Raw genomic sequence first — 12965 nt, 5'->3', positions numbered from 1 at the left:
TATCACTCCTTTATCATTTATTCAAAGTCTTGCGTAACATCTGAGAAAATCTCATCAAATTTATCTTCTACTTCTGTTTGCAAATCAGATAATTCGCTATCTGACATCGTATTTAAATTACGCGCATCCTTCTTAGCCACTTTAAAATCTTGTTTCAGCTTTGTATTGCTATCAAGCAGGATTTTTACTGCCTCTCCTTCAACATCAAATGATACTTCCGCTTTTTGTTTTTGTTCATTATTACCTATATCTGTATTCATCTCATTATTGAAATTCAGTACCATATCGCTACCTGCCAATTGTGTAAGGTCGACTGTCCCTTTATCATTTCGCTTTCCGCCATCTGCTGTAGACACATTTGTAAACGATACTTCCTTTTCTTCACCGTCATTAAATAACAGCTGATATGAATCTTCAAATTTCTTGTCTGATTTTTTAGATTCACCTTTTACAATTAAAATCTCCTCATCACCTGCTGAAAGATGATAGTCTAATTTAAGATTATCATTGATTTGAGAAGACCCTAGAACCTTTACATCTTTATCATCTTGCCCTTTGATTGTTAGATCACGTTTCAATATATCCTTTCCATCAACATAAATAATTGAATTGATTTCAGGATAGTTCTTCACTTCTTCTTTCTTAGCATCTTTAATTAATTTCTCTATCTCTTGCTTTACATCCTTACCTTGATTCTGAGACTTTAATAATTCTTGTAACTCTTTATCATCCTTTGCTTCTTCAAGCACTGCGAGAACAACTTTCTTAACATCCTCTCTTTTAAGATGCATTGTAAGCTTGTCTAGATCCATATTTTTACCAAAGACACTTACTTTTTCTTTGTCTTTCTTAAAATTTTCATCTTTGACGCTATCGACAACGATCTTAATGTAACGCTCAGCAATTTTGTTAACATCTTCCTCAGAAATCGTTGCACCACTTAATATATTGTTTAAATTCAACGATTCATTCGTCATGCCTTCTTCTACCAATGTTGGATTTAATTTTTCAAGCGTATCAACAATCTTATTATTAGGAACATTTAAAGGTTTATCTAGTACAGGTGCATCCAAATATTGATTATCTTTATCTGCACTCCACGTAAATGCTCCTATATTGTTATCCGCAATTGTCGGAGTAAGACTTATCTTCGATTTTTTCTCTTTACCATTATGCGCTAAATCTAAAATAATGTTCGATGAATCAATCATGGATTTAGAAACACCTAATCCATCCGTTAAATTCTCAGGAACATCTACACCTAATTTTAAATTAGATGCATAACTTTCATCTTTTAGTTTTTGCTGAAATTTAGATTCTTCTGGAAACCTCATTTCTACATACTTCGACATGTTATCCATCGATTTTTTCTCGCTTAATAGGTAAGCATTTTTTGGTGTATTTGTCATAAAAAAGTATGCAGCTGCGCCTCCACCAATCAATACGAGTGCCGCGATAAGTCCGATGATCAAGCCTTTAGATTTCTTCATAAATGATAATCCTCCTTGGTTTGTTAACTCAATCATATCAGACTTTATTTTTATCTTAAATAGTTATCTTCAAAATAAATCCATTTATATTATTTTGTTACTCTATATATAATCCCTTGAATTTAATACAAAAATTCATAAGCGCTATATTTAACTAACTATAGCCATGTAATATTATATTTTATTTAAATAATAATTATCTTATTGAACTTTTGACGTTTTAATAACTTTGAAATGAAGAATGTATGCAAATAACGCCATAATAAATAAAGATAATATCGCTATTCTACTCGCAAGCGGGCCATAGTCTTTTAACAACAGTGTGATGGTTCCATATATAAACGGCCCGATTACTGCTGACAACTTCCCGCTCATCGAAAACAAACCGAAAAATTGTCCGACGTGTTCTTCCGGTGCTAATTCAATAATTAACGTTCTGGAAATTACCCATATCGAACCCATCGCAATCCCGAACAGCACTGCACATATATAGAAGACTTCTTTAGGCAGAGGTAGGCTCGCTAGTATTAATGCAATCATCAATATGAGTCCGACGTAATGCAGCGCCTTTAATGATCCTATATGTTTTGCGATATATCCAAACACAAATGCCCCGATGATACTGAATACTGTTGCTGCCATGAATACAACTATAAACTGCTGGCTCGTAAAACCGACAACCGTTGTAGCATAAGGTTGCATCATACTAATTGCTGTTGCTAGCGCATCGTTTAAGAAGAAGTAGACAATCAAAAAGATATAAATTGCTGGCTTTGATTTCGCTAATTTAAATGTTTCTACCACTTCTTTATATCCAGATTTCAATGAAGTGTGATGCACTTCTTTTTGTCTTTTTCCGTCTTTACCGAACATAAAAATCGGCAGACTAAATACAAGAAACATTATCGCGGTTGGGATAAAAGTCTCTCCAGCTTCTTTCGTCCCTACAAACGTCATGATTGAAATTACACCAAATAATGTTCCCATATACCCCAATGCTACACCGTAACCAGAAATGACAGAGTGATTTTCTTTACTTGTTAAACTCGGCATCATTGCGTCATAAAATACAAGACTTGAGTTATACATAAACTTAGCAATAGTGAACAAGATTATAATGATTAAAAAAGTTAAGGGTACATCTAAAAAGCTGCCTTCTAAAGGATGCTTATAGACATAACCCATACCAAATGTGCATAAAAATACTATCAAAGTAAATATAATAACCCACTTCTTCTTATGATTCGTCCGATCAATATATATACCGTATATCGGGCTCAATATAATAAGCAATAAAGCCGAGATACTTGCTGAATATGCAATCCAAGTAGATGCTAATTGCTCAGTTACCGGATTTTGACCAAAGTGTTCTGTTACAAATTGAGGAAAGAATAATGTAATGATATTGGCGCTGAAAATAGTGTTGCTAAAGTCATAAAGTGCCCAGCTTAAAATTGGTAATGATAGCATTAATTTAATATCTTTTTTCATAGTTTCTCCTAAAATTATTTTATATATATAATAATATATATATTCTAGGATGATAACATTAATTTATTATAAATTCTGTAACAAGTGTAAATTTCTTTTTATTTCAATAATTTTATTTGTTGGAGTTCACTTAATAATTGTTGTAATTGATGCGAACCCTCAATTGGTTCTAGTGTTACTGAAGGAAACAAAATACCTTTTTCTAGCTGTTGCGCCACCCTTTCAAATGCTAGTAAATAATGACCTAGTACTTCGTCATCTATACATCTTGTATGTCCATCCCTTAATTGTCTGTTTAATAAAAATGTGATTTGTTCTTTTAAAAATATTATTAAATAATAATATTTTAACACCTGTTTATTAGCTGAAAATTCACCGTATGCATTTGAATACGTCATCTTTACATTAGAAAGATTTAAATATAGTTTGAACATTTCGCTTCTCGAATCTTTAATTTTGTGATTCGATGCATATCAATAATAAAAAGCTCGATAGATAGTTCTATCAAGCTTTTAAATTGACTCCATGATTCCTTTACCGATCATAATTTTATCTCGGTACTTTTTATACGATTAATTTTAATTTCTCTATTTCATCCCTTATATTATTGGATCAAAGCCATATTTCTCAAATATTTTAAGTGTATCTGGCTGTGCTACATAGTTAAAGAATTTTTGTGCCTCTTCTTTGTGATGCGTATCTTTTATAATCGCTACTGGATATATAATTTTGTCATGCAATGTATCTTTAATTGTAAATGAATACTTTATCTTCTCGCTAGATTTCAAATCTGAGGCATATACAATGCCAGCTTCTACATTCCCTGTCTCAACATAAGTCAAAACTTGTCTCACGTCTTTAGTTAATATGTATTTATTTTCTAGTTTCTGATAAAGATTAGCATTTTCAAGCATTTGCTTACCATATGCTCCTGCAGGAACTAATTCAGGGTTGCCCAGTGCAATTTTATCTATTTTATTAGATGTTAAATCATGTACATTATTGATTGGACTGTTAGAGATAAGTACGAGATGATTTTTAAGTAGTGATTTTTTCTCATCTTTATTTATTTTATTATCTTCAACGAGCATGTCTACTTTATCCTCAGCAGCAGAAATAAATATATCCACAGGCGCACCTGATTTTATTTGCTGAGCAAGTGTTCCTGAGGCACCATAGTTAAATTTTAAATCAATCGCCTGATATTTTTTTTCATATTTTTGTTCAATTTCATTCAGCGCATCTTTCAAGCTTGCTGCTGCAGATACCGTAATGATCTTTTTATCTTTTTGCTGCTTAATTTCTTCTGTTTGATTGCACGCACTTAATAATAAAACTGCTGATAGAATGATAAATAATTTTTTCATAATATTCCTCCTCATTTTATTATAAGCACAAACAAAATAAAAATACCACTTAATGTAAGTTATTACTTAAGTGGTATTGATGATAATCTTAATTTCTAATTAAATAGTCGAAGGCACTTAATGCTGCCGTTGCACCTGCACCCATAGAAATAATAATTTGTTTATATGTTTGATCCGTGCAATCCCCTGCTGCAAATATACCCGGAACATTTGTAGCACCATTGCGATCAACGATGATTTCACCACGGTTATTGCGCTCTACTAAATCTCCAACAAATTCAGTGCTTGGCACTAAACCAATTTGCACAAAGACACCTTCTAAATCAACTGTATGTTCTTCATTTGTAGTACGATCTATATAAGTTAAGGCTTGAAGCTTATCTGTACCTGTTAGCTCTTTCGTAGCTGCAGATTTAATTATCTCTGCATTTTTTAACGAAGCAAGACGGTCCTGCAATACTTTATCAGCTCTTAGTTCTTCACCAAATTCAAGTAAAGTGACATGCTCTACAATACCAGCAAGATCAATCGCAGCCTCTACACCAGAGTTTCCGCCACCGATAACTGCAACACGTTTACCTTCAAATAAAGGACCGTCACAATGCGGGCAATAAGCTACACCTTTATTTTTATATTCAGCTTCACCTGGCACGTTCATATTACGCCATTTTGCACCTGTACTAATAATCAATGTTTTACTTGAAAGCTTTCCACCGTTCTCAAGTGTGACATAACTCATATCATCAATTTTCTCAATCGATTCTACACGCACTGCATTCATCACATCAATATCATAGCTCTTAATATGATCAACTAAGTTCTGAGCAAACTCCGGACCTGTCGTTTCTTTTACAGAAATAAAGTTTTCAATTGCAGCAGTATCATTTACTTGTCCCCCGATACGTTCTGCAACAATACCAGTTCTTAAACCTTTACGCGCAGCATAGATTGAAGCTGCTGCACTTGCAGGTCCTCCACCAATAACAAGGACATCGAAAGGCTCTCTTGCATCAAATTCTGATGCATCAGCGCCTCCACCAACTTGATTAACGATCTCTTCAACCGTCATTTTGCCGCTGCCAAACTCTTCACCATCTAAGAAAATACTAGGTACTGCCATAATATCTTTCGATTCTTCTCTGAATACTGCACCATCAATCATTGTATGCGTAATGTTTCGATTAAGCACCGACATTACGTTCAATGCTTGGACAACATCAGGACACTTTGTACAAGTTAGACTTACAAACGTTTCAAAATTTAAGGGCTGATTAATCTTTTTAATTTGATTGATTACCGCTTCATCAAGTTTTGGAGCTCTGCCGCTCACTTGCAGTAAAGCAAGCACTAACGATGTAAATTCATGACCTAACGGTACACCTGCAAAAGTAACACGTGCCTCCTCTTCAGGACGCGCAACTGTGAAGCTAGGTGTTCTCTTAAGCACTGCTTCTTTAATAGATATTTTGTCCGACATTTCACTAATTTCATTTAATAATGCCATCATATCCTGTGAAGTTTTATCTTCACCTTTACTTGCTGTTAAAATAATCTCACCTTCAAGTAACTCAAGGTATTGACTTAATTGTTGTTTTAAACTACTGTCTAACATTTACTTATGCTCCTTTTATTGTATATTTATACACCTTAAAGATAATAGAGACCACAACGCAATATATACGTTGTGGCACTATAGATATTAACGCTAAGTTAAATAATTAAATTTTACCTACCAAGTCTAAACCAGGTGTTAAAGTTTCAGATCCTTCTTTCCATTTCGCCGGACATACTTCACCATCATGTGATGCTACGTATTGAGCAGCTTTCACTTTATCAATTAACACGCTTGCTTCACGACCGATACCATCGTTGTTAATTTCCATCGTTTGAATAACGCCGTCTGGATCGATTAAGAATGTAGCACGTTGTGCAAGACCAGCTTCTTCATCTAACACATCGAAGTTACGTGCAATCACATGTGATGGGTCACCAATCATAGTGTACTGTATTTTAGAGATTGCTTCTGAGTGATCATGCCAAGCTTTGTGCGTGAAGTGTGTATCACATGATACAGAGTATACGTTCACACCTAAATCTTGTAATGTTGCATATTGATCTTGTAAATCTTCTAATTCAGTTGGACATACAAAAGTGAAGTCCGCTGGATAGAAACATACGATGCTCCAAGAACCTTTCATTGACTCATTTGATACTTCTACAAATTCATCACTTTTTGGATCATACGCTTGTGCTGTAAACGGTAAAATTTCTTTGTTGATTAATGACATAAATAAATTCCTCCTGAAATTCTAATAAAATTCTTATTTAGAATAATTCTAATTTCTACATTTCTTATTATACATGATGGGTAATACAAGTCAACTAAAGACATTTAATTTTATAATTATTTTAATTAAAGTTGTCACTAGCATTATTGAATTGTTTTATCCTATTAAATTTTATCATTTAATTCCTATAATTCTCATTTAGAGATAGTAATAATTATCCTAATTTTTTTGTCATTATTAATCCTTAAATATATTGTATAATAATTGTATTATTACTATATATAAAATTGATTGATTGTGTTAAAATTATTGTGAAATGATGCACATACATATGGAGGGGTATTATGACACTGGAACGACCTGTAAAAACACTTGAAGATACACACGCTTCAAAACCTAATATCGAAAATATTGTTGGTCAAGTAGCTACAAAAGAAATCATGGTTGACCGTGCACCGGGCAGATACGTACTGAAGTCTGTCATGTCTGGATTTTTACTTGCAATTATGACGGTGTTAATGCTCGCAGTCAAAACACAGTTTGCAGGGGCGAATCCAGGTTTAATTAATTTACTTGGTGCAATTTCATTTAGTATCGCACTCGTTATGATTGTGCTGACAAACTCGGAACTACTAACGAGTAACTTTATGTTCATGACTGTTGGTCTTTATTATAAAGTTATTTCAATGCCTAAGGTGATGAAGATTTTTACATACTGTTTTATAGGTAACATCATTGGGGGCTTCATACTATTCGGTATGATGACAGGAACTAAAGTTATGACGCCGGAAATGGTCGCTGCACTTACAAAAACGGTTAACGCAAAAACGATTGATTCTACGTGGCTTACAATTTTAATAAAAGGGATTTTCGCAAACTTCTTTATCAATATCGGAATTTATATCTCACTTCAATGCAAAGAAATGTTGGCAAAAGTATTCTTTATCGGTGTCGGTGTTGTAATATTCGTATTTATGGCATACGAACACGTTGTTTACAATGCAGGGTTGTTTGCAGGAATGATGTTCTATAACATCGATGCATTATCATGGATTGATGTTCTAAAAAATATTGTTTTCGCTTATATCGGTAACTACATCGGAGGCGGCATCTTTGTAGGACTTGTTTATGCATATTTAAACGGAAGTAGAAATGAAATAGAAGGATAATAATGAACGCCGAACTAGAGTTCGGCGTTTTTATTATTTATAGTATAGTTTTTTCGCATTTTCCATACTCAAGCTTACAAGCTGATCATTTTTATTCAAATACATAATATGATTCGCTTCGTCTATAGATTGAATTACTAATGTATCATTGATCTTTATGTCATTTTCGTATAGGTATGATAACAACCTCACTTCATCACGAACTTTTGACAGTGTGAATGAATCACCAGTATTCAGTTCTGTAATAGCATGGAGTGTCTCTTCCTGTAAACTGCCTCTTGGAATTAATGCCCCATGGGGACAATATTTAGGATAGCTTAACATTTCATCGAGACGTTCTATAAATAAGTCTGATACACGGTGTTCGAGAACTTCTGCTTCAATATGTACTTCATCCCAACGATAGCCTAATGTTTCAATCAGAAAACATTCAATTAAACGATGACGTTTTACAACTCGAGCTACTTCTTTTTCTCCAACTTCTGTCAGCATTGCACCTTTATAAGGTTTAGTAGTAATATACCCCTCTTTTTCTAATCGATTCGTCATCTCAGTTACAGACGGTGGCTTGATTCCAAGATGTGTCGCAATTTTTTTATTCGAAACATAGTCATTTAAACCATTGTTATGATAAATACACTTTAAATAATCTTCTTTTTCTTCAGTTAACATACTTCTTCCTCCAAAATTTAAATTTTATGAAAAATTTCCCATTGCTTTATTATTTTTTAAGTATTATATTAAATATAGTTTAGGTTTGCCTAAACTTATTTTTAAAATTTGTAAAAGGGATGGTCTCTATGCTTTCAATTCATAATTTAAACGTTTCTATAGATGGACGTCATATTCTTCATGACATTAATTATACACAACAATTAACAGGAAAGCTTATAGGAGTTTTAGGCCCGAATGGCGCCGGAAAATCTACATTATTTAAAGGTATGCTTGGTTTTATTCGCTCAACCGGAGCAGTAAGTCTCAATAATAAGCCATTAATTAAGCAACTCACACGTTGTGCATATATCCCTCAGAAATCATCTATTGATATCGAATTTCCTATCACTGTTATTGATACAATACATTCTGGTTTATACGCTTCATCTTTAATGAAACATCGTTCTGATAATAAAAAGGTAAATGAATTAATGACTTTGATGGAATTAAATGATATTCAGCATAAACTGATCAGCGATTTAAGTGGCGGACAATTACAACGTGTATTGATTGCACGAAGCCTTATGCAGGAGAAAGATATTTACTTTCTGGATGAGCCTTTTGTTGGTATTGATTTCAAAAGTTATGAAATCATTAAAGATTGCATATTTAAATTAAAATCAAATCATAAACTTATCTTTATCGTTCATCATGATTTAAGATCAGCTTCTGATTTGTTTGATGAATGTATTCTACTGAATAAAGGGATTATTGCTGAAGGACCCACTAAAAGCATACTTACTGAAGATAATATTAAACAAACATATTTTGTACAAGGAGGTGTTTAAATGAGTTTTATTACTGAAATCTCAAACTATCCTTTCTTATCACGTGCATTAATTACAGCAGCGATTGTCGGAATCGCAGCAGGAGTAGTCGGATGTCTCATTATATTACGTGGATTAAGTTTAATGGGTGACGCGATGAGTCACGCTGTATTGCCAGGCGTTGCTCTAAGTTTTCTATTGCATATACCAATGTTTATTGGAGCATTATTCACCGGTCTATTAACAAGCTTGTTTATCGGCGCAATAACTGACCACTCTAAAACGAAAAAAGATGCTGCAATTGGTATTGCGTTTACTCTATTCTTCTCTGTTGGTGTCGTAATGATCAGCATGATGGAGACGACGACAAATTTATATCACATATTGTTCGGAGATATACTTACGGTAACGAAAGAAGCAATGTATACAACGCTCTTTGTCAGTCTCGCTGTACTCCTCGTTATTATTGTCTGCTATAGACAACTTAAATTAACGACGTTCGATCCAATCTTCAGCAGAATGAATGGTATTAATCCATCCTTCTGGCATTATACTGTAATGATACTGTTAGCACTTATTACAGTCGTTAGCTTACAAACAATAGGCATCATACTCGTCGTTGCAATGTTGATTACACCCGCATCAAGCGCCTATTTAATTTCTAAAAGCTTACACAAGATGATGCTTTTATCTGCTGCATTTGGATTATTCAGTGCAGTTACCGGCATTTATATCAGCTATATATTGAACGTCCCAAGTGGCGCATGTATTGTTATTATCGCAACTATAATCTATCTCATTATATTTACACTCAATAAAACAACGAAAATATTTATTACGAAAGGATGAAATTCATGAACACAAAAAATTTTTCTAAAATAATTGTCTTCTTTGCGCTGGCAACAATTTTATTAAGCGCATGTTCACAAGATAAAAAAGAAGGAAAATTAAAAATTGTAACATCAAACTCTATTATCTATGATATGACTAAAACGATTGCGGGTGATCATGCAATCATTACTAATATCGTACCTATTGGACAAGATCCGCACGACTATGAAGTTAAACCGAAAGATATTAAAGCAATTACTGATGCTGATTTAGTGTTATTTAATGGCTTAAACCTAGAAACTTCAAGCGGGTGGTTTCAAAAAGCATTACAACAAGGTGATAAGAAATTAGACGATGACAATGTTATCGCTGTGAGTGATGGCGTTAAGAAAATTTTCTTAAATGAGCGTCATGACGATAATGCAATTGATCCACATGCCTGGTTAAGTATTGATAATGGGATTATTTATAGCAAAAATATCGCTGAAGCAGTTGAGAAAGCAGATAAAAATCATTCAAAAGTGTACCATAATAATATGGAGCAATACACGAAAAGCTTAACTACATTAAGCGCGCAGTATAAAGATAAATTCAATGATATTTCAAAGTCAGAGCGTCATTTAATTACGAGTGAAGGCGCGTTCAAATACTTCAGTAGAGACTATGATTTGAGCCACGCTTATATATGGGAGATTAATACGGAAAAACAAGGTACACCAGAACAGATGAAACAAGCAATAAACTTTGTCAAAAAACATCAGGTTAAATCTTTATTCGTCGAAACGAGTGTCGATAAACGTAGTATGCAGTCACTCAGCGAAATGACTAAAACACCGATTTATGGCGAAGTCTATACAGATTCTATCGGTCAAAAGGGCACTGACGGAGATAGTTATTATAAAATGATGGAACATAATATAAAAACAATTCATAATGGATTGAAATAGTAGAGCGCAGCGTAATTACACGCTGTGCTCTATTAATTGATGATAAATAATATAACTTGCTGTTACACACGTCACAGGAATTGCGATTGCAACCGCAACTCCTCCAGAAATAATCATTAATATTTCCTGGGAAAATACTTTAGAGTTAATAATTTGTTCAAATGTATAACCTACATTTTTAAACCATATTATCAGTGTCATCCCTGTACCTAAGTAGGCAAAGTATAATGTATTCGTTGTCGTACATAATATGTCTTTTGCAACATTCAATCCGGAACGATACAGTTCGCTACGCGTTAAATGTGGCTCATTCAGATAAATATACTCCATACTTGATGCAATTGAAACAGACAAATCAATGATTGCACCTAACACACTGATCATAATAACAAAGAGCATGACATTGAAGAACGATACGCCTATACGTAATGAATATGTCGCAATCTCTTCCCCATCTTCCATCGGGAACCCTTGAATCATACCGAATTTTGTTGCTCCATATATAAAGATAAGAGAAATAATAAACGTAATAAATGTTGAAATCAAAGCAGAGATACTCACATTGTCATATTTATTAATGATTAATATATTAAATAATCCCATTATTATGCTGAAACATAGTGCCACCAATATGACATTTGCATTAAGCACAACACAAAGTATCGCGACTGCCAACATGAATATATTCATAAATATTGCAAGAAAAGCTTTTATTCCATTTTTACCTCCAACGATTGCCATGAGAATGAATAATATAATAATAAGTAATGTTAATGTCTTCATCGCCTCACCTCGCCTCCAAGCATCACGCTCGCGATCCATATCGTAATTGGTATTGAAAGTACGATACCGATACTGCCGGATACTGCACGAGCAAGTTCAAGCGACCAATGTAAACTAAACGTCTGCCATATCGGTGAATGATTTGCTAAATACAATATAATAATTGGCATCGCACTACTTAAATATGCGAATAATAAAATATTTGTCATCGGACCGATGATATCCTTTCCAATTTCATACCCCGATGCACGTAGTGACTTGGTATTCGATAAAGGCTGCGTTACTTTTATCTCGTGTAATGATGACGTAATTGTGATCGCTATATCCATAACAGCTCCAAGGGTTCCGATAAGGATGGTCGTCAAAAATACTTTCTTTGGCGGAATCGTCAAGTAAGACATTGTTTCATAGCGAATTCCTTCAGCTGAGGTTAAATATATCACGCTTTGCACAACGAGCAATGTTACTAAAGTGGCTGCGAGTGTGCTGACAATCGCAATCCATGTTTTCCTCGTAAATCCATTAATGAATGTGAGTGTGAGTATTGTACATAATACAACTGCAACACTCGCTATTAGTATCATCGGAATATGTTTATGTGATAAATAGAAATTAAATACAAATAACGTAATACAGAAATTTAAAATTAAACTGATTAATGAATAGAATCCTTTCTTACCGACCATAATGATAAGCAGTAGCGTAAACACAGAAAGCGCAGTCACTAAAACTGTATCCCTCTTCTCACCTATAATTTGCGATTTATCTCCGGCTTTTATAAATACTTTCTGACCTTTTTTATATTGCTCATCATAAGCACTACTTTTAGTATATGTATTCGTAACAATGAACCTTTCACCTTTATGGTTATGATTCGTACCTATCATTTCTACAACTTGCTTATATACAATATCTTTGCGGTGATTCGCATCAATTGTACTTTCTTTCGATATAACTTCCACATGAGTCACCTTCGCAATTGTTAGCTTGTAAAGTGCATCATTATTAAGCGTGAATACAATTACTCCAATACATATGATTAAAGTCAAACTGTATGAAAACCACTGTAATCCTGAGCGTTTCAACATATTTTTCATTAAGACCATAGGGTGTTCCTT

Annotated in this window: 13 protein-coding genes; 4 read left to right on the top strand and 9 right to left on the bottom strand. The window is 33.7% G+C overall.

Going from position 1 to position 12965, the window contains the following annotated elements; genetic code table 11:
• Positions 1-17: 17 nt before the first annotated feature.
• From QNJ52_RS05755 to ahpC, 6 genes are all read right to left on the bottom strand, one after another.
• Positions 18-1490, bottom strand: a complete 1473-nt coding sequence (locus QNJ52_RS05755; protein ID WP_283722072.1) for a flagellar basal body-associated FliL family protein — start codon at positions 1488-1490, stop codon at positions 18-20.
• 201 nt (positions 1491-1691) lie between these two features.
• Positions 1692-2981, bottom strand: coding sequence for an MFS transporter (locus tag QNJ52_RS05750; RefSeq protein ID WP_219493547.1), 1290 nt, complete (start codon positions 2979-2981; stop codon positions 1692-1694).
• A gap of 98 nt (positions 2982-3079) precedes the next feature.
• Positions 3080-3415, bottom strand: coding sequence for a hypothetical protein (locus tag QNJ52_RS05745; protein WP_283722071.1), 336 nt, complete (start codon positions 3413-3415; stop codon positions 3080-3082).
• A 165-nt stretch (positions 3416-3580) separates the two neighbouring features.
• Positions 3581-4348: a molybdate ABC transporter substrate-binding protein gene (gene modA / locus QNJ52_RS05740; protein WP_241427466.1), complete on the bottom strand. Its 768-nt coding sequence runs from the start codon at positions 4346-4348 to the stop codon at positions 3581-3583.
• 88 nt (positions 4349-4436) lie between these two features.
• Positions 4437-5960 (bottom strand): alkyl hydroperoxide reductase subunit F, encoded by a 1524-nt coding sequence (gene ahpF / locus QNJ52_RS05735; protein ID WP_283722070.1) that lies wholly within the window; start codon positions 5958-5960, stop codon positions 4437-4439.
• Between the two features lie 106 nt (positions 5961-6066).
• Entirely contained in the window at positions 6067-6636 is a 570-nt protein-coding gene (gene ahpC / locus QNJ52_RS05730; RefSeq protein WP_012656009.1) for an alkyl hydroperoxide reductase subunit C, read from the bottom strand.
• A 344-nt stretch (positions 6637-6980) separates the two neighbouring features.
• On the opposite strand from ahpC, the gene QNJ52_RS05725 reads away from it, so the two are divergent.
• On the top strand, positions 6981-7805 hold the full coding sequence (locus QNJ52_RS05725) for a formate/nitrite transporter family protein (protein WP_283722069.1): 825 nt from the start codon (positions 6981-6983) through the stop codon (positions 7803-7805).
• A gap of 33 nt (positions 7806-7838) precedes the next feature.
• Here the strand turns inward: QNJ52_RS05725 and QNJ52_RS05720 are convergent, their stop codons facing one another.
• Complete coding sequence (locus tag QNJ52_RS05720) at positions 7839-8477, bottom strand: metal-dependent transcriptional regulator (RefSeq protein ID WP_219493539.1); 639 nt, start codon at positions 8475-8477, stop codon at positions 7839-7841.
• A gap of 128 nt (positions 8478-8605) precedes the next feature.
• On the opposite strand from QNJ52_RS05720, the gene QNJ52_RS05715 reads away from it, so the two are divergent.
• The 3 genes from QNJ52_RS05715 to QNJ52_RS05705 are packed head-to-tail and all read left to right on the top strand — an operon-like array spanning position 8606 to position 11064.
• Positions 8606-9307, top strand: coding sequence for a metal ABC transporter ATP-binding protein (locus tag QNJ52_RS05715; protein ID WP_283722068.1), 702 nt, complete (start codon positions 8606-8608; stop codon positions 9305-9307).
• A complete protein-coding gene (locus tag QNJ52_RS05710; protein WP_219493536.1) occupies positions 9308-10135 on the top strand; it encodes a metal ABC transporter permease in 828 nt (275 codons plus the stop codon). It abuts the gene before it with no gap.
• A 5-nt stretch (positions 10136-10140) separates the two neighbouring features.
• Positions 10141-11064, top strand: coding sequence for a metal ABC transporter solute-binding protein, Zn/Mn family (locus QNJ52_RS05705; protein WP_283722067.1), 924 nt, complete (start codon positions 10141-10143; stop codon positions 11062-11064).
• A 15-nt stretch (positions 11065-11079) separates the two neighbouring features.
• Here the strand turns inward: QNJ52_RS05705 and QNJ52_RS05700 are convergent, their stop codons facing one another.
• Both QNJ52_RS05700 and QNJ52_RS05695 read right to left on the bottom strand, forming a co-directional pair.
• Positions 11080-11847, bottom strand: a complete 768-nt coding sequence (locus tag QNJ52_RS05700) for a YibE/F family protein (RefSeq protein ID WP_219493532.1) — start codon at positions 11845-11847, stop codon at positions 11080-11082.
• On the bottom strand, positions 11844-12953 hold the full coding sequence (locus tag QNJ52_RS05695; protein ID WP_219493531.1) for a YibE/F family protein: 1110 nt from the start codon (positions 12951-12953) through the stop codon (positions 11844-11846). The genes QNJ52_RS05700 and QNJ52_RS05695 overlap by 4 nt, the downstream gene beginning before the upstream one ends.
• Between the last annotated feature and the right edge of the window lie 12 nt (positions 12954-12965).

Origin of the sequence: Macrococcus sp. S115 (assembly GCF_030067655.1) — a bacterium.
Lineage (GTDB): Bacteria > Bacillota > Bacilli > Staphylococcales > Staphylococcaceae > Macrococcoides > Macrococcoides psychrotolerans.
This window is presented reverse-complemented; position numbering and strand designations above follow the sequence as displayed.